Below are 14,617 nucleotides of genomic sequence, written 5' to 3'. Positions count from 1 at the left end.
TTGTCGATGAACGTGACGGTAGTGACTGCTTCACGGGGTGCAACCATTGCCCTGGCTCGCCTTCAGCAAACTTGTCCCTATTTTACTCCTTCTAGAGTGATGAAACAGGGATAGAACTAGAAAAATCTTTTGAAATCGACCTCGCCCAATGATTTGCAAGGTCGATTTTGCTGAGTCCCTATCTGAATCCGATCGCCCCTACTGCTGCCTCGACCTGCTGCTCTGATACTTCTAGATACCGCTGCAAAGCTTGCAGGCTCCGATGTCCTGATATCTCCTGAATCACTCGCAGGGGAACGCCAGCACTGCTCATCTGGGTCAATGCGGTCCGTCTGAAGCTATGCGTCGAAACGCCCTCCAGCCCTAACTGATCGCACGTCTCCCGCAGGATGGCATCAGCAGACCGTGGGTTGATGTGCCCTCGACCGTGCCGGCCTGGGAATAGATGAGTCTTGCCGCGATCACCACCGTAAGCTTCTAGATACCCTCGCAGCGTGGGATGGGTGATAACCTGCCGCGTCTCCGCTTTGCCCTTTGTGTTCGCCTTCCTAATCGTCACTTTGGCTCGCACATTGCCGGAGCCATCAAATACATCGGCACTCAACATCGTGCAGGCTTCATTCACCCGGCAGCCTGTGAACAGACAAATTCCGAACAACGCCCGATCGCGGTCGGACGGGAACGCATCAAATAGCAGCTTCGCCTCATCTGGTGACAGCACCTTAGATTGACCATGCCGATCGACTTTCACCCCTTACCTTCCCCCAGTTTTTACATGAAGAAATTATACTTTGTTCATGTAGAGGGGTCAAAGCATTGATATTCCGTTCTTTAATCGCATAGATGCAAAAAACATTTTACTTATTGAGAATAACCCCCTGTTTATTGCAAACAAGACTAACTCTGTTATCAGTTTGAGACTGGGCATACTCAATGTAAGAGCTAGCAAAGTTGACAGAGTAATCAAAATGGGCAAGCAATCAAACCCGATGATCGGCTGTCGAGTCAGTTCAGAGTGGAAGGCAAAGATCGAATCGATCGCCACCGCCAGCGGTCGAAACTCCAGCCAAGTGATTTATGAAGCGATTGGGGTTTACTTGGGATGCAATGACGCTAACACCGTAGGCGGTCAAGTTGCCTCGCTGGAATCACGGCTCTCTGAAGTAGAGCGCAAACTGGCAGGGCTAACGCTGCTGCTGGGCAAGTAAGGCGTGGTAAAGGCGATCGGGTTTCGATCTCCCTTCCCCTGATACCTGGGTCTGTGGTGCGCTGGCTCAATTGCTCAATCAAAATTTGTCGAGCTTTGCAGGAAAATCACAAAGATCCCCCTGAAGCTTGACAACTCCGGCGGCAAAGTAAAGCGGAGTTTTGCCCCTAGAAGCTATGAAGTTGCCCTGTGTCTCTGTGGTCGTAGGTAGTGCGATCGTCCCTGTTTTAATTGCTGTTCAACCTGCTTTATCCCAAGAAGCGCAAGGGTGTTTCATGGTGAATCCTGCTGGGAGGAAGGTTGAGCTAAACAACGTTTGCCGTCCCATGGCTCAACCAGTTGCACTTCAACAAACAGAGGAGGAAGTCGCGCAGATTATGGATGATGGCGCGACTCTCTACGCAGATACGTGGTGTGAGTCTAGGGCAAGAGGAGGCACGCTTAGACAAGCCTCCGATGCTGCAAATTCGGCAGCAGCAGAGTACTTAGCTGGGAGATTACCCAGCGGCAGAAGCATTAATTCTGAATGGCTTGCCTCAGCAAGAGAAACCGCTTCGATTCTGTGCCCTGAGTATCGTGCAAGAGGTCTGTACAACTAAACTTCTGTCTTGAACTGGCACAATTAGTCCAGTTTTTTGTAAAGTTCAAGCCGACACCTTACAATTCCTCAGTTCCCGCACTTTTGTGTGAGCAGGGATTCGCCCTGCCTGGTCCCCTTAATGCGATCGTCCTCCCAGTTGCCCTACTGCTCTCACTGGGCACACTGCAAAAATCAAAACATCCTATGCCCGATTCCTACACATCGGGCTTTTTGATATGCCCGAATCCGCGATCGATCCTGCTGACTGGCTCTGGTGTGACGGTCTGAGCCGACTATCCCTATCAATCTCACTTAATGATTGGGTGAAACCAAGCTGTATTCTTGGCACTATCGTATTCAGTTCTGATTTGGTTGTTGCAGTGTGGGCAATCAATAGGTATGCCAATGTGCGGAATATGAACATCGTTGCCACAGTAAGGGCAATTGCCTGCTAGGAATAAAACAAATTCTTTAAGGAAGGCAGCAAGTAATCCCGATATCGAGATAGAGACCAAAAAGATAGGCCCAACTCCACCATGAGTCAGCGCACCACTCAGGATGGTAATAACCCAAGCAACTACAACGCCAACGCCGATTCCTATCAAAACTTTAACAACCAAGTTTGCCCTTTCAACCTTGGCTTTAACAGGCTTAGGCTTTTGACTTGGCTTGTAAATTGGCTTATGAATTGGTGCATGATTTTGCTTAGGCGTGGTCTTGCCCGCCTTCCATTGAAAGCCACACTTGAGGCAGGTTAGCTGCACCTTGCGAGCGCCCCACAAGCCAGTGGCTAAACCCAGTGGTCCCAGTAAGACTGCTCCTGCAATCGCTTTGCCGCCACTAAAGCCTTTCTTGTTCGCCCCGATCTGAGTAGACGTGCAGTGAGGACAGCGCACAGGATCGTCCTCCGACTTCTGGGAATGCGGCATGTCGCGATTAATCTGCTGAGGTTGGCTGCTTGATTCAAAAGGGGGTGCAGCCGATGCGGATGCTGGTGGTGAAATTGGTGGTACTGGAGGAGCGAAGCCTAATTGAATCTCTTCAATCCAAGCAGGTATGTCCTCACCGATTTGTTGACCGCAAACCTTAACGGTTGTAATGCCCTGGGGTGCTAGCTTATTCAAACCTCGCGCAATGAAGCTAACAATCTTCTGCTGTTCCGGCGGAGTGGGAGACTGGACGAGAAGCTGCAAGCAATTTCCTTTTACAGCAGCTCGAACCGATAGTCCTTTAGGATTTAGAGATTGATTCATTAATGTAGCGATCGCCCTTGGATCACCCTGCTTAGCAAGCTGCAGCAACTGGTTCATAATTCGCTTCCCCCTGTAGAACAGGACTTTGCTTATATTTCCTGAGAAGCGAAAGGCATCCCGGATTGCTTCTTACAGAAGTTGGAAGAGGGGGCTGCTCTGCGTCAGTGCGATCGCAAAAATCGAAACCCCCTCAAATCGAGGGGGTTAACCATTTAGGCGGCTCCGCCAATATCAAACTGCAACTAACACGTATCTCATCCCTTGAACAGCAAGCAAATAGCGTCCGGTGGGTAACTGTTTTCGCTCTCGACTGATCGCGTCTGCTTGGTCTGCGGTGTGACAGTTGATCAAGGTCAGTCCATCAGGGTCGATCGCAATTCCATCAAGCTGTCTCATCTTCAAGCGATACTTTGCAAAGATGTTCTGGATCTCGTTCATCATTGGTTCCTTTAATTAACTAGGCTTGCTTTGAGGCGTTGATTCCCTCTGTATTTCACGCAGCAATGTCAGTCATACTTGATACAAGCAAATCGCGCTCCACTTCTGCCAGCAGTCGGGCTTGCAGTTCCGCTTTGGTGTTGGCGTTGTACCGGGGAAGTTTTACGCGAGAGGCGATCGCCTTCAGTTGCCGGATGGAAAAGGGCGATAGGTCGATCGCCTGGGGTTGCTCCGTTTTCAGTGTGCGCCGCTTGAAGGGCAAAATCCGATGCTCGAATACGGGCGCGGGTGCGATCGGTTCCGGCTCTGGCCGTGGCTCCGGCTGCTCCGGCTGCTCGATAGCAGAGAAATCGATCGATAGCTGTCCCGGCACGGTGCGATGACGCTTCATAAGTCCATTCAGAAAAAGTGAGCCGTAGAGGGCGATCGAGCCAAGAATGAGCAATTCAGCGATAAGGGTGAGAAAACCTTGTGCCGTCATGATTGGGTGTCTCCTGTAGCGACGTGCGTAGTAATTAGTGGAGCCAGCGAGTAGCCAGAATTGTGTGCTGTGGGTATTGGTTCGCGACCCGTTGCGCTAGTTCGCAGCAGTCGAAATGGTCACAAACGATCGCGGTCTGGAATCGTGAGTCGTCAGGACGGCATAGAACGACCTGAGCCACTGCAATTTGATTGGGTGCGCTTGTCTGGGATTGCATTGTGAAAAGTCCTGTAGGGTTTGCAGCTGCCTCTCCCGTGTGGAGATTGAGAGAGGCGGTTTGCCTTTGGCAAGAGCGAAGCTAACGAGCGTCTAAGCGAGATTCAGCAATTTCCCGTCAGAAGTTCGGCGGAAGCTGCGACCAGGCAGATCCGGACGGTGAACCAAGGGAACTACATTCATCGGTGCGACTGGCTTGATTGGTACGATCGGCTTCGGTGCTGGTGCTGTGGGCATCTCAGCAGCGGTAATGAGTGCCAGTACAAACTTCTCGATCGCTGCCATCACTGCAACCTTGATATTTCTCACCACCACTTCAAAGGCAGTGCTGCAACGTTGCGCCGGGCGGACATCAACATGAACCTGAAACAATTTCGTCACTGTCTTGGCGATCGTCTGCGCCTCAGGCATCGACTTTGCTCCCAAGTAAACCGACTTCAGGCGGGCTTCAGGCTTGGTTTTGAGCAGTTCATAACGGGCGATGATTCTGGACTGCCAGGAGGCGAGGTAGGAGCGATCGGACTGAAATTTGATGGAGAGTTGCATAATAGGAAAATCCTTCTTGGATGCTGGGCAGTGGTCTGATTGGCGTTGGACACTGCCCTTTGACATTTCTAATCTACCAACTGTTGGTTGGTATGTCAACCATTGATTGTCCAACTATTGGTTGGTCAACTGTGTTATCCTTTAGCTGATAAGCTTTGAGGGATGACAGTGAAAATCAAACTGAAAGAAGTACGGGAAAGCAGGGGGTTGAGCCAGAATCGACTGGCTCAGGCTTGCGATATGACCCTGCAAAACATCCAGAAGATCGAGTACGGGAAAGCCAAATCTCTGACCCTTGATGCTCTGGACAAGCTCTGTACTGCCCTCCAGTGCCAGCCAGGGGACTTATTGAAATACGAAGTGGAGCAACCAGAACCGATCGTCCCTGCTCCTGAAACAGGGCAGCCGATCGCCACATCCCCTAGAGATCAGAATTCTGAACCATCTGCGAAAAGTAGTGCTGTTGAACCTACACTGACCCTAAAGGAAGCATGGGAACTTGCTCAGTCGAGGGGTTATCAATTGAGTCTGACTTCCTTTAAGAGTGCGAATGGGCTTGAGTGGGTGGGACTGAAAAACACAAAAGGGGTACTTGGAAAGCGAAAGAGCGGCGAGAAATGTTATGTGGATCTGTGGGAAAAAAGCGGCTCTCCTGCCTGACCTGATCGCCCTCCATTCCCACACAGGTAAACCCCGACTGGATGCAATCAGAAGTTTGTCGTTAAATCGGAAACCATGAGGATGCCGCAATGCAGGAAGATTTAACAAAAATAAGGAACCGGGTCAAAGAATTCGCCGATCGCCGCAATCTAACTCCCTACGGACTCTGGAAGGCGGTTAACCGATCGGGTTCAACTTTGTCTGAAACCACAGTCCGGAAGCTGTGTAATGATCCATCAATCATCCCCACTGGCAAGGTGTTGCAGGATTTAGCAAAAGCATTTCCCCGTAGCACCCCTAATGATTGGCTCAAGTTCCCGTTTGTGAACACAGATCAACCTGCTCTTACTCAAGCGATTGAAAACTCTGTTGAGCGTCTCAGAGAGGACTCTGATTGGCTCAAGCGACTTTCAGAAGCGGTAAGACAGGGTAATTACGTCAAAGCCAAAGAGATGGTGGAGGAGTTCGATCGTTCCATGAAAGGCAAAGAAGACTGACAAGGCTCTGCCTAACATCAGCGGCCAAACTGCAAAATTTCTCAAGCCTTCACCAAAAACGGTGGGGTTTTTTGCATTGGGCATCCTGAAGATGAATGCGAATTCGCCCGATCGACTGGAGAAGGCAACGCTGGACGGATTGTGTAAAGCTTTGGGTGTCCAGCCTGGGGAACTGCTGTCTTATGAGCCAGATGAGGACGCGGGGTAGTGATCATCAGCATCTATTGCTCCGGCTCCGAGCTTGGCTGGACAGGCGATCGCAAAGGGTGATTAAGAACTTATCGTCGTTGATCTGCTGAGTTTTTGCTTAACAACACCAGCAATGAAATAGGGGAAAGCAGCATCCCAAAGAAAAACCATAACCAGGGATTACGTCTAGTATTCTGCGCCCATAGCGCACAAAAGCAGCCCACTAAAAACACGGCGGAGCCGGAAACGCTTTGATTAATGCTGTTAAATTTGCTCTCTAAGCTGGAAGCATTAGTCCTTAGATTTGCAACTTCGGTACGCAATTCCCAGATCTCCGATCGAAGGGCTGGAATTTGTGACTCTAACTCTTTGATTCGTGACTCTGTGTCTGCAACTGGCTCTGTTTGCTGGCTGATCCAGAAAACGACTTCTCCATTTCTCCCGTAGAAGTTATCTACTTGCTGCGATTGAACCGCTTCCATAAACCTCTGACTATTTTTTCTTTACGGCTGAGCTTTAGTCTAAGGCTGCTTCTACATCAACTTCTAGGGTTCTGCCATTGAAGCCGATAGCAGTGAATTGCTTCAAACTGATGTATTGATTCACTGCATACGCGGCTCAATCGTGCTGGTCGAAGGCTTTTCGCTATCCCATTACCTGAATAAACGGTGGGAAGTCAGTCTAATCAAGCACTCTAACGACTGCAAAATGACTTTACTAATGACCTTAAATCTGCATCTAAAATCAACCAAACGTGCCGACGTTAGCAATCCTGAAAAGACGCTCTATAGAGGAATCTTGGGCAGATCAGCGCAAAGCGTTTAGATACCAAACAGCTACCAAAAATAAGCGATCGTCATGGCATCTTGAACTGCTGGTGAAAGACTTCGATCGGAATGCTTACACCCTCACCCGTGCTTTCCTCAATCGCCCGATTGATGTCGATTACCTCACCGCGAGCGTTGAGGAATTATGAGCCTGGTTTGCGGCGATCGTCTCAGCGTTCCTAATCCTCAAGTCGTAGCTGATGGGGGAATTCCCCTAATCTGATCGTCAGAGTACCTCCGCTATTTTTCCTATCGCTAGCAGGATGAAGATGTAAAGCAAATTTGTGATTATAAGTACATAACAAATCTGCTTAATAAACTGCCCCAGCTAATTAAGGGCGTTTTCATGAATTGAGCCGTTCCCCAGGAAAAGCCCCCGACCGCACTGGTCGAGGGTTTTGTAATTGCATCAAGTCAGCAAGAATTAATGCGGTTTCTTCTCTTCAGGGGCTAAACGCCATTCCGTGTCCTGAATTGCTCTGACAAGGTATGGCGCAATCTCATCGAGCAAAAATGCCTCTTCAGCCGTAAAAGGAATGGGCTTGAAATCGAAGTGGCAGATTGTGCCAAACAGTTCTCCATTCTCATCTAACAGCGGCACGCCACAGTAGGAGCGCACCATCTGCTGTTTTGGATGCCCTTGCACTCGATCGTCCTCCAGGGATTCACTGACAATAAAAGGCTTGACAGCACTCCGCACGAAGAGACAATAGGACTCTATTACTGGTAAATCTGGGCAACGCTCAATCTTGGGGTTCTCCCGGTCAATCAAGTGCAAGTTACGCAGGATGTCCCCTTCAAAGCGAAAAACGGCGGTGAAGCGATGACGACTGATGGAGTTGAGGAATTGCAGCGCGGCGCGAACACCCCCTACCCTAAGAAGTTCACGGAAGGCAGCAAGTGCCTTTGTAGAATGTGACGATAAGTGAGATCTGGGAAGCATAGACTTTCGAACAATGCAGCAGTGGGGCTTTATCGTTCAACTATGTTGCGTCATTTTAGAAAAGGCTTCAAGCCCTCAATTGATTGAACCTTGCTTTAGCGTTACAGTTGACTGCTTGCTGCTGTACTGTTGCTCTGACTCGTTTAGATAGTCGAGTTTATAAGCCGATCGCACTTCACACCGATCGGCAAACTCGACCCAATAGGCACAAGTGCCACGATGCACGATGATTCCTGCCTCTCCAGTTTGCTGCATGATGACCCGCTGACCGTTGCGATCGATTAGGGGGAAAGTGTGATGCTTCATTGCGCGAACTCCTTCACCACGTCGATCGGGATTGCATAGCCGATACCGTTCGCTTCTCCGATCGCCCTGTTAATTCCCACCAGTTCCCCGCGAGCGTTTACCATCCCACCACCACTGAATCCCCCAGATAAAACGCCAGAGGGAACAGAGAAACATCTCATATCCCGCTTGCCGCAGAACTGCTCTGTTGCCTGCACTGTCGAGGGTGTGACGGTCAGCTTCGACCCGTTTACCAGTGGATACCCGATCGCCGTTACCGCCTCGCCTGCCTGGGGGCTGCTGCCCATCGGCAGAACTGGGAAGTTTGCGCCGTCTACCTGAATCAGAGCAAGGTCTGTTTCTGCGGATTGCTTCACCACAGTTCCTTTCAGCCATTCGCCGGACTGGGGAACGATCGTGACTTCGCTGGATTTAATGCAGTGGGCAGCGGTGATAAGCCGATCGGGTGCGACAGCAACGGAGCCACACATCCCGCCTTCAGGCTGCTGGATGCCGGGTACGCTGTTTTCTGGCTTGCTGCTGACTGCTGGTGCGGGCGGCTGGAAAAATGGCAAGCGAACGCCAGAGAAATCCCACATCGGCTTATCTGCTGCTGGTGCGGGAGTTTGGGCGGTTTGAACTTGCCCATTCAGCGAGTCAGGATTGCTTGCCAGGATGCCCGCAATTCGATCGCGCATCGCCAGAGAAGCAGCATTAGCCGTTCGCGTACCTGGTGCGAAAAAGTCTACAGAGACGTGAGGCGCGGTTGTGCTGCCCGTTCTCCCCTGAGTTCCCAGCACCGTACCCACATCGATCCGATCGCCTTCTTTGACATCGACGCGATCGAGGTGGGCGTAAAGCATATCAATTTCGTTGCCCGCTTCATTCACTCGAACAACTACTAGATTCCCGTAACCTCGCTGGGTTCCTCCAGCTTCAAGGTGGGATTCCCAGTTCTGATCGGCTACAACTTCAACCACGCTTCCGGCAGCGAGTGCCCCAAATTCAGCCCCGCGCTGACCGCCAGAAACCACATAATCAAGCCCTGGCTCTCCGCTGGCATCTTTAGCAGATGTGACCTGAATTCCTTTGAATGGGGTGGCTTTTCCTGCTGCAGTGCTGCTGATGGGTGCGCTTTGCAGTTCCTTCTTCCACCGCTCCAATACTTTCAGCGTGTATTCCCGAATCGAAGGATAGCTGTTGCCTGCCCAACTTTGCGGGGTGGAATCGTCATACTTGGCGGACTGCCCGGAATACCACATCGACGCGACTTTCCTTACCCGCGTTTCGTCGTCTCCGTCTACCTGATTCCAATACTCTTTAAGCTTGCAATCAATGATCTGAAGCTGTAGATCGGCATTGCCTTTGAATTCATCTTGGGACAACGATCGACCAATGCACTGCTGCGACCAGGCAGCGATGTTCTCTGGCATCACTTGCCCTAATCCAGTTGCCCCACTGCCGGAAGCATTCATCGCCGTATGGTTGCCGTTCGATTCTTGCCCAATGATGGCTCGACGCAGGGCAACGATCGGATCAGCATTGACAGCAGGTTTGTCAGCAGTTCCGGCACAGATGACGTTGCCAAACGGGATAAGGTGTAGTGCCCAGCCTGGGGCTTTTGGGCAAACCTCTGACCGAATCACCCCGATCGAAGTGACCACGCTGACAGAAGCAAGGCAAACCCCATAGAGAATCAAATTCTGAATGAGGTCTTGCCATGCCAACGTTTCGCCTATAGCTGCGAATCCTCGATTGGTTTTGCGCTCGGTGCGTTTTGTGGTTTGGTCGATGGAGTCGAGTTTGTCGAGTCGCTTGTGGACGGCTGCGAATTCGGCTTTGAGTTCTCGGAGTTCTGCGAGGATTTCGCGCTGTTCTGTATCTGCTGCCATCGCTGCACCTGTCCTGATGTCCAGTTTGGGAATGCCATCTGACCGATCGCCAGTGCTGTGAGGACGGCGATAAAGAGGTTGAGTGCTTTAACCGCTGAACCCAGCATTTACAGCCCCTCCTGATCCTGATTGGGCTGCTCCGATGTCTGGCTAAAGTTGGCTTCCTGTCGGGTGATGATTTCGGTAATCGTCTCCGCAAAGTCCAGAACAATCCCGTTCAAGTTGATGTGTCCACGGTTGAGACTGGTCAACATCCAGGGGATGCACACGGCAACGACGCAGGCTCCGGCGATCAAATTTCCAATATTCATGAGGCAAAAATCTCCGTTTTTTGTGGGTGGGAGGGGGAGTAAAGGGAACAGCAGGGAACAGGAGCAGAGGGAACAGCAACGCTGGAAGCCTTGACTTGCCTGTTGTTCCAAAAATCAATCGTCGGCTGGCTGTTCCCTGTTCCCTGATTGCGAGAAGTTTCGAGCGTGTAGATCGTCAATGCGATTTTTCAGGAGTTGATAGCGACGCGAGTCGTTCGTCCGCAATTTTTTCGCCAGTCCTGCCAGTCCTGCAAATTCCTGATAAGCGATCGCCGCTTTGCCCTGAACCGTTCGCTCTGCCATTCGAGCAAGAATCTTGCCCTCTGTCTCCGGTGTCCAGATTTCGTCTAGCCATTGCTGGTCAGGGTCGATCGGCTCCGGCGTTGCCACCAGTTCGATCGCCTCGTTCACTTCCAGATGGGGAAGTGCTTTAACGCTCAACTCCTTGTCGGCGTAGACCACACAGGGCCGTAAGCCTTTAATGACTTTGGGCAATCCCCGAATGCGGTCAATCGCAGCAGAGACACGATCGGACGTTGCGCCAATGTTCATGTAGTTGTCTGGCTCCTGAGCAGCACGGCGCAGCATCAGAACATCAAACTTCCGAATCAGTGCCTTATCCAGTCCTGTTTCGCCTACCGCTAAGCTGTGCAGCCCCAGAACAACGTGAACATTCTGTTTCAGCCCTCGCACGTTGAATTTGCGGATAAGCTCGATTACCTCGTCCTGCTCCTTACCGGAGAGGCTTTGGTAGTAGCTCACCCATTCATCGATGACTAACAGCAGCGGCTTTTTCTGGGGGCGGTCGCCTTCCGTCTGGTGAGAAGACTTAGCCCTCGCTTCAAGTTCATCAGCAACATACTTGATCGTGGCAGTGATGTCTTCCGGCTCAACCTGGACAACCTTACCCACGGGCAAACCGAACCATGTATTCGGCTCACTTCCTTTGTGGCTGCTGCCGTAGTCGATGTCGCAAATCAGCAGCTCTCCGTCTGGATATGCCTGGATGAACCGCTGCACACGGTACTTGAGCAGGAATGTTTTCCCGTCTCCACTTTCGCCGCAAACGACAAACGGACGAGACTCGAAGGAGTCGAACCAATCCGATTTCAAGCCAGTGCGGTTAATGAACTGCTCCGCAATCCGATCGCCCATCGGCATCTGCTTCAGGGCACTGGTAAGCAATTGGACCCGCTGACGCTCGATCGCATCAGTAACAGGGCTGACCACTTCTGCCACTTCCCCTAGAACGTCCTGCGAGTAGACCAGCGTTCCCTGAACTACTTCGCTATAGGAAAGCTTGCGGCGGCTTCGCATCGCCTCAGCAGTCCCCCAGGCGGCGAGGCAGGCTGACCACTGCACAGCAGAGTTAGCAAACACAAACAGACCGATGCCAGAGGTAAGCAGACCGCCAATAATGAATTTCTCAGGTTTGCTGGTCATTGCTGCCCCCTCGTCTGCTGATACTGTTCAAGGATGGGGGAAAGGTTTACAGCAGCCCGATCGAATCGAGGGCGGGAAGTCTTCATCCAGTCGATCGCCAGGGCAGTAGCAGCCAGTTCAGCTGATCGGTTCACCGTTTGAGCAAACTGATCGGCTTCACCCGTGGGACTGCCCAGCGATCTGCGGAGATAGCCAATGTCACCGGCTACGGTGCGGTAATGGTTGTTCAGCCATCCGATCGCGTTCCCTTCATCCTGGGCACGGTCGTAGAGGAATGCAGCGCGGGCATAAATCGCCTGCTTCACCCCAGAATCGAAACTGGTGTTAGCAACTGTCTTAAACGGAGTAGCGGCAGGGCGATCGGTCGTCTCCGGCTGCTCCGTCCGGTCTGATGCTGTAGCTTTGGGTGCGGTTGCCGGGGCTGAGATGCCCCGAGCCATAAACGCCACTACGACAATGCCAACGGCGGCAAGTTTACCGTTCATGGCTTGATTCCTCCACCACACGACTCCAGAAAACTGTTTCTTCGTCGGTTAGAAGCGGAGAGGCTAGCTTGCGCTCTGCCAGTTGCTTCAGCGCACGACGATCGGCTTCATCGGTAGTCGCTAGCAGTTGCGACAGTGCATAGAACACCAGCGTTGAACCAAGGACGGTGGGCATTAGGCTAAACACATAACCCTGGAACCGTCCCCATTGCTGTTGGCTGACTTCGTAACGGTCAGCAACATCTGCTCTGAATTCGCCGATCGCCGCATTGGTCCCAATAATGATGCCAAGACTGATTGCGGCGTATCCAAGAAGCGATCGAGGGTGGAATAGGTTTGTAAGTCGTTTCATAATGAGGTTGCTCCTAGTGAGTGCCACTGCTTCGATTTCTCAGGTCTGCGGCAGTGGCTAAACTTGAAATCCCTGTTGGCGCAACCAGGCAATCGTCCTCTGCTGTTCCTGCTGGTCGAGAGTCGAGGGATGCCGGGTAAGGTCGTTTGCGCTGGCAATCCTCCAGAGAGCGTCTATGCGAGTTGCCTGGGGAAGGAGCGAATTCTTGAAGACTTGAAGCTGCTTGTTGATGTAAGTTTTATCCATTTGGTGATGTATCTCCTATAGGGTTGAGGATGGATTAGCGAACGTTTTGCACAATCCAATCGATGACAGCCTGTTTCTCCTTAAGATTGGCGATCGGTAGACTCCGGGCTAGTTTGGCGCGATCGCGGTGCTTTCGGTACTGCTCGATCTGGCTAGCGTAGTCAATGCGGATGAAAGTCATTGGGCTAACTCCTTAGATGTTTTTTCCAGAAATTCTGCTGCCCTGCATGGCTCATCCTGTCTTCAGTGGCGTGATACAGCCGTAAAAACTGGATGGCGAGATCAGAGGAGGGAACTTGTTTGAATCCATGCAGCTTGGCGTTTCGTTTCGCTGCTTCGATCTGTTGCTGTGTGTATCTTTGTTCGAGTGTCATCAGTTCAAATCCTTGTACAGTGCTTTTTGCTGTGCCCTGAGCCGATCGATCTCCCTTCGCTGGGCTGCGATCGTGCTGAGGAGTTGGTTCAGCATGAGTTAAAGGCTTGAAAGAACGCTGCTTAGCGCGTCCTGGGCTGATGCTGTTGGCTGCACTGCGGGGGGAGCTGCGGGCGGGTCAACGGGCTGTGAACCTTGCAGATAATGACGGGCATAAACCCTCACCACTGCTTCGATCGCCTGCCTGGGGGTTCCCAGTCCTCGCGCTGCCGCAATTTCCTCCCCTAATTGCCAAACATCTTTGCTGATTCTGGTTTGTGGCATCATTGCGCATTCCTCAAGCAACGATGGTCAGCAAACGATCGGACACGGGCGCGGCGTGGTAGAACATTCCCTGCACATTGGCAAATTCAGGGTTAGGCATCACCACAAACGGATTCACGCCTCGCAACTTTGCCTCAACCAGATGAGCAGCGCCCCCAGCGACAATAAAGCGGCGAGTTGAGGGCAGATGAGCAGTGCAAGCGGACTGCACAGTTCCCAAAATTTGCTTAAACCAGGGGTCTAAATATTCGGGGAACCATGCAGCCCAGCTAATTCCAGTTTCCTGGTAGCAGTGCCCACGGGTGAAGCCGTCGAGGATTGAGCCAACATCAGGTGACGTGATGCCGAATCGCCGCAGCGGAGTTTTGAGCCGATCGTCTGCGGCGATTTGCTTTGCCAAGTGGTAGGAGCCAAAGCGATCGCCCACGTCTCCGGCGATGATGTCGCCATCAGCATCAATGACCCGATACAGCCAGGATGAGCCACCCAGATCCAGCACAATGCTGTAGCCAGAATTAGAGGTGAATCCTGCTGCCTGCGCCTGCCAGTATGCGCCAATTCCTTCCGGTACAACCTCGACGTTCACCACGTTGACCTGATGCTGCTGACCGTTGCGCTTGAAGCTGTGCTTTCCAGCGAGAGAAGCGGTTAAAACATGGGCGTAAACTTCGGGCGAATGGTGCGAAACGATGAGCCGAACATCACCAGCGGTTTGCGCGATCGCGCTGTAGAAGTGCAGGCGGGCAAGCTGGGCTTTGTCGGTGGTAACGGTCTGTTCCTGGCTGGCGTACTTAAACGCCTGGTGTCCAACGTGGTAGCGTGTGCCGTCCTCAAACTCGATGATCGGGCTGTTTCTCAAGGCTTTCAGGGCATTCACGCCACGAGGTAAACGGTACTGAACCGATCGAATTGAGCGCGGCTGCTCCGTCCCATCACAGACTTTGATCTGGAAATTGCCGGGGTCGAGTGCGATCGTTGTCAAACTCATGCAATTGTCTCCAAATAGTACAGATGTTGCAGTCCCAAAAACTGCCCCTAAATAAAGGGCTGCTCCTTTCAGTGATTGGCC

Annotated in this window: 26 protein-coding genes; 7 read left to right on the top strand and 19 right to left on the bottom strand. The window is 51.8% G+C overall.

Features of this window, described 5'->3' with window-relative positions:
* Positions 1 to 178: 178 nt before the first annotated feature.
* On the bottom strand, positions 179 to 751 hold the full coding sequence (locus H6F80_RS12850) for a tyrosine-type recombinase/integrase (RefSeq protein ID WP_190791939.1): 573 nt from the start codon (positions 749 to 751) through the stop codon (positions 179 to 181).
* A gap of 217 nt (positions 752 to 968) precedes the next feature.
* Between H6F80_RS12850 and H6F80_RS12845 the strand changes: the two genes are divergently transcribed.
* The 3 genes from H6F80_RS12845 (at position 969) to H6F80_RS12835 (ending at position 2,075) form a co-directional block, all read left to right on the top strand.
* Positions 969 to 1,208 carry a hypothetical protein gene (locus H6F80_RS12845; RefSeq protein ID WP_190791938.1) on the top strand — a complete coding sequence of 80 codons (240 nt, stop codon included), beginning with the start codon at positions 969 to 971 and terminating at the stop codon, positions 1,206 to 1,208.
* A gap of 175 nt (positions 1,209 to 1,383) precedes the next feature.
* Complete coding sequence (locus tag H6F80_RS12840; protein ID WP_190791937.1) at positions 1,384 to 1,806, top strand: hypothetical protein; 423 nt, start codon at positions 1,384 to 1,386, stop codon at positions 1,804 to 1,806.
* Positions 1,807 to 1,889: 83 nt separating this feature from the next.
* Positions 1,890 to 2,075: a hypothetical protein gene (locus H6F80_RS12835; protein ID WP_190791936.1), complete on the top strand. Its 186-nt coding sequence runs from the start codon at positions 1,890 to 1,892 to the stop codon at positions 2,073 to 2,075.
* Between the two features lie 20 nt (positions 2,076 to 2,095).
* Here the strand turns inward: H6F80_RS12835 and H6F80_RS12830 are convergent, their stop codons facing one another.
* From H6F80_RS12830 to H6F80_RS12810, 5 genes are all read right to left on the bottom strand, one after another.
* Positions 2,096 to 3,040: a hypothetical protein gene (locus H6F80_RS12830; RefSeq protein WP_190791935.1), complete on the bottom strand. Its 945-nt coding sequence runs from the start codon at positions 3,038 to 3,040 to the stop codon at positions 2,096 to 2,098.
* A 231-nt stretch (positions 3,041 to 3,271) separates the two neighbouring features.
* Complete coding sequence (locus H6F80_RS12825; protein ID WP_206755066.1) at positions 3,272 to 3,481, bottom strand: hypothetical protein; 210 nt, start codon at positions 3,479 to 3,481, stop codon at positions 3,272 to 3,274.
* A 52-nt stretch (positions 3,482 to 3,533) separates the two neighbouring features.
* Positions 3,534 to 3,959, bottom strand: a complete 426-nt coding sequence (locus H6F80_RS12820; protein ID WP_190791933.1) for a hypothetical protein — start codon at positions 3,957 to 3,959, stop codon at positions 3,534 to 3,536.
* A gap of 34 nt (positions 3,960 to 3,993) precedes the next feature.
* Positions 3,994 to 4,176: a hypothetical protein gene (locus H6F80_RS12815; RefSeq protein WP_190791932.1), complete on the bottom strand. Its 183-nt coding sequence runs from the start codon at positions 4,174 to 4,176 to the stop codon at positions 3,994 to 3,996.
* Positions 4,177 to 4,268: 92 nt separating this feature from the next.
* On the bottom strand, positions 4,269 to 4,721 hold the full coding sequence (locus H6F80_RS12810; protein ID WP_190791931.1) for a hypothetical protein: 453 nt from the start codon (positions 4,719 to 4,721) through the stop codon (positions 4,269 to 4,271).
* A gap of 168 nt (positions 4,722 to 4,889) precedes the next feature.
* On the opposite strand from H6F80_RS12810, the gene H6F80_RS12805 reads away from it, so the two are divergent.
* The 3 genes from H6F80_RS12805 (at position 4,890) to H6F80_RS12795 (ending at position 6,086) form a co-directional block, all read left to right on the top strand.
* Complete coding sequence (locus H6F80_RS12805; RefSeq protein WP_347277872.1) at positions 4,890 to 5,381, top strand: helix-turn-helix domain-containing protein; 492 nt, start codon at positions 4,890 to 4,892, stop codon at positions 5,379 to 5,381.
* An 89-nt stretch (positions 5,382 to 5,470) separates the two neighbouring features.
* The gene (locus tag H6F80_RS12800) at positions 5,471 to 5,878 is read left to right on the top strand and encodes a helix-turn-helix domain-containing protein (RefSeq protein WP_190791929.1); all 408 of its coding nucleotides are present in this window, start codon (positions 5,471 to 5,473) and stop codon (positions 5,876 to 5,878) included.
* A gap of 61 nt (positions 5,879 to 5,939) precedes the next feature.
* Positions 5,940 to 6,086 (top strand): helix-turn-helix domain-containing protein, encoded by a 147-nt coding sequence (locus tag H6F80_RS12795; protein ID WP_199296540.1) that lies wholly within the window; start codon positions 5,940 to 5,942, stop codon positions 6,084 to 6,086.
* Positions 6,087 to 6,156: 70 nt separating this feature from the next.
* Here the strand turns inward: H6F80_RS12795 and H6F80_RS12790 are convergent, their stop codons facing one another.
* Positions 6,157 to 6,549: a hypothetical protein gene (locus H6F80_RS12790; protein ID WP_190791942.1), complete on the bottom strand. Its 393-nt coding sequence runs from the start codon at positions 6,547 to 6,549 to the stop codon at positions 6,157 to 6,159.
* Between the two features lie 272 nt (positions 6,550 to 6,821).
* On the opposite strand from H6F80_RS12790, the gene H6F80_RS12785 reads away from it, so the two are divergent.
* A complete protein-coding gene (locus tag H6F80_RS12785; RefSeq protein WP_190791928.1) occupies positions 6,822 to 7,043 on the top strand; it encodes a hypothetical protein in 222 nt (73 codons plus the stop codon).
* A gap of 275 nt (positions 7,044 to 7,318) precedes the next feature.
* Here H6F80_RS12785 and H6F80_RS12780 read toward each other — a convergent pair whose 3' ends face one another.
* From H6F80_RS12780 to H6F80_RS12725, 12 genes are all read right to left on the bottom strand, one after another.
* The gene (locus tag H6F80_RS12780) at positions 7,319 to 7,837 is read right to left on the bottom strand and encodes a GAF domain-containing protein (protein WP_190791927.1); all 519 of its coding nucleotides are present in this window, start codon (positions 7,835 to 7,837) and stop codon (positions 7,319 to 7,321) included.
* 75 nt (positions 7,838 to 7,912) lie between these two features.
* Positions 7,913 to 8,143, bottom strand: a complete 231-nt coding sequence (locus tag H6F80_RS12775; RefSeq protein ID WP_190791926.1) for a hypothetical protein — start codon at positions 8,141 to 8,143, stop codon at positions 7,913 to 7,915.
* Positions 8,140 to 10,014, bottom strand: coding sequence for a trypsin-like peptidase domain-containing protein (locus H6F80_RS12770; protein ID WP_190791925.1), 1,875 nt, complete (start codon positions 10,012 to 10,014; stop codon positions 8,140 to 8,142). The genes H6F80_RS12775 and H6F80_RS12770 overlap by 4 nt, the downstream gene beginning before the upstream one ends.
* A 107-nt stretch (positions 10,015 to 10,121) precedes the next feature.
* Positions 10,122 to 10,325 carry a hypothetical protein gene (locus tag H6F80_RS12765; protein ID WP_190791924.1) on the bottom strand — a complete coding sequence of 68 codons (204 nt, stop codon included), beginning with the start codon at positions 10,323 to 10,325 and terminating at the stop codon, positions 10,122 to 10,124.
* Between the two features lie 114 nt (positions 10,326 to 10,439).
* Positions 10,440 to 11,768 carry a P-loop NTPase family protein gene (locus H6F80_RS12760; RefSeq protein ID WP_190791923.1) on the bottom strand — a complete coding sequence of 443 codons (1,329 nt, stop codon included), beginning with the start codon at positions 11,766 to 11,768 and terminating at the stop codon, positions 10,440 to 10,442.
* Positions 11,765 to 12,253 (bottom strand): hypothetical protein, encoded by a 489-nt coding sequence (locus tag H6F80_RS12755; protein WP_190791922.1) that lies wholly within the window; start codon positions 12,251 to 12,253, stop codon positions 11,765 to 11,767. The genes H6F80_RS12760 and H6F80_RS12755 overlap by 4 nt, the downstream gene beginning before the upstream one ends.
* Positions 12,243 to 12,605: a hypothetical protein gene (locus H6F80_RS12750; RefSeq protein WP_190791921.1), complete on the bottom strand. Its 363-nt coding sequence runs from the start codon at positions 12,603 to 12,605 to the stop codon at positions 12,243 to 12,245. Before H6F80_RS12750 ends, H6F80_RS12755 begins: the two co-directional genes overlap by 11 nt.
* Before the next feature lie 57 nt (positions 12,606 to 12,662).
* A complete protein-coding gene (locus tag H6F80_RS12745; RefSeq protein WP_190791920.1) occupies positions 12,663 to 12,851 on the bottom strand; it encodes a hypothetical protein in 189 nt (62 codons plus the stop codon).
* A gap of 34 nt (positions 12,852 to 12,885) precedes the next feature.
* Positions 12,886 to 13,032: a hypothetical protein gene (locus H6F80_RS12740; protein WP_190791919.1), complete on the bottom strand. Its 147-nt coding sequence runs from the start codon at positions 13,030 to 13,032 to the stop codon at positions 12,886 to 12,888.
* 4 nt (positions 13,033 to 13,036) lie between these two features.
* The gene (locus H6F80_RS12735) at positions 13,037 to 13,225 is read right to left on the bottom strand and encodes a hypothetical protein (protein ID WP_190791918.1); all 189 of its coding nucleotides are present in this window, start codon (positions 13,223 to 13,225) and stop codon (positions 13,037 to 13,039) included.
* Between the two features lie 98 nt (positions 13,226 to 13,323).
* Entirely contained in the window at positions 13,324 to 13,551 is a 228-nt protein-coding gene (locus H6F80_RS12730) for a hypothetical protein (protein WP_190791917.1), read from the bottom strand.
* Positions 13,552 to 13,561: 10 nt separating this feature from the next.
* Positions 13,562 to 14,536, bottom strand: a complete 975-nt coding sequence (locus H6F80_RS12725; protein ID WP_190791916.1) for a ParM/StbA family protein — start codon at positions 14,534 to 14,536, stop codon at positions 13,562 to 13,564.
* Between the last annotated feature and the right edge of the window lie 81 nt (positions 14,537 to 14,617).

Origin of the sequence: Leptolyngbya sp. FACHB-711, assembly GCF_014695615.1 — a bacterium.
Lineage (GTDB): Bacteria > Cyanobacteriota > Cyanobacteriia > Elainellales > Elainellaceae > Leptolyngbya_A.
This window is presented reverse-complemented; position numbering and strand designations above follow the sequence as displayed.

Coding starts and splice junctions, on each gene's coding strand:
- H6F80_RS12830 (WP_190791935.1), bottom strand. CDS start 3,040: ATGAATCAATCTCTAAATCCTAAAGGACTATCGGTTCGAGCTGCTGTA.
- H6F80_RS12725 (WP_190791916.1), bottom strand. CDS start 14,536: ATGAGTTTGACAACGATCGCACTCGACCCCGGCAATTTCCAGATCAAA.
- H6F80_RS12775 (WP_190791926.1), bottom strand. CDS start 8,143: ATGAAGCATCACACTTTCCCCCTAATCGATCGCAACGGTCAGCGGGTC.
- H6F80_RS12745 (WP_190791920.1), bottom strand. CDS start 12,851: ATGGATAAAACTTACATCAACAAGCAGCTTCAAGTCTTCAAGAATTCG.
- H6F80_RS12800 (WP_190791929.1), top strand. CDS start 5,471: ATGCAGGAAGATTTAACAAAAATAAGGAACCGGGTCAAAGAATTCGCC.
- H6F80_RS12755 (WP_190791922.1), bottom strand. CDS start 12,253: ATGAACGGTAAACTTGCCGCCGTTGGCATTGTCGTAGTGGCGTTTATG.
- H6F80_RS12765 (WP_190791924.1), bottom strand. CDS start 10,325: ATGAATATTGGAAATTTGATCGCCGGAGCCTGCGTCGTTGCCGTGTGC.
- H6F80_RS12820 (WP_190791933.1), bottom strand. CDS start 3,959: ATGACGGCACAAGGTTTTCTCACCCTTATCGCTGAATTGCTCATTCTT.
- H6F80_RS12810 (WP_190791931.1), bottom strand. CDS start 4,721: ATGCAACTCTCCATCAAATTTCAGTCCGATCGCTCCTACCTCGCCTCC.
- H6F80_RS12730 (WP_190791917.1), bottom strand. CDS start 13,551: ATGATGCCACAAACCAGAATCAGCAAAGATGTTTGGCAATTAGGGGAG.
- H6F80_RS12735 (WP_190791918.1), bottom strand. CDS start 13,225: ATGACACTCGAACAAAGATACACACAGCAACAGATCGAAGCAGCGAAA.
- H6F80_RS12770 (WP_190791925.1), bottom strand. CDS start 10,014: ATGGCAGCAGATACAGAACAGCGCGAAATCCTCGCAGAACTCCGAGAA.
- H6F80_RS12790 (WP_190791942.1), bottom strand. CDS start 6,549: ATGGAAGCGGTTCAATCGCAGCAAGTAGATAACTTCTACGGGAGAAAT.
- H6F80_RS12840 (WP_190791937.1), top strand. CDS start 1,384: ATGAAGTTGCCCTGTGTCTCTGTGGTCGTAGGTAGTGCGATCGTCCCT.
- H6F80_RS12740 (WP_190791919.1), bottom strand. CDS start 13,032: ATGACTTTCATCCGCATTGACTACGCTAGCCAGATCGAGCAGTACCGA.
- H6F80_RS12760 (WP_190791923.1), bottom strand. CDS start 11,768: ATGACCAGCAAACCTGAGAAATTCATTATTGGCGGTCTGCTTACCTCT.
- H6F80_RS12815 (WP_190791932.1), bottom strand. CDS start 4,176: ATGCAATCCCAGACAAGCGCACCCAATCAAATTGCAGTGGCTCAGGTC.
- H6F80_RS12825 (WP_206755066.1), bottom strand. CDS start 3,481: ATGATGAACGAGATCCAGAACATCTTTGCAAAGTATCGCTTGAAGATG.
- H6F80_RS12750 (WP_190791921.1), bottom strand. CDS start 12,605: ATGAAACGACTTACAAACCTATTCCACCCTCGATCGCTTCTTGGATAC.
- H6F80_RS12845 (WP_190791938.1), top strand. CDS start 969: ATGGGCAAGCAATCAAACCCGATGATCGGCTGTCGAGTCAGTTCAGAG.
- H6F80_RS12780 (WP_190791927.1), bottom strand. CDS start 7,837: ATGCTTCCCAGATCTCACTTATCGTCACATTCTACAAAGGCACTTGCT.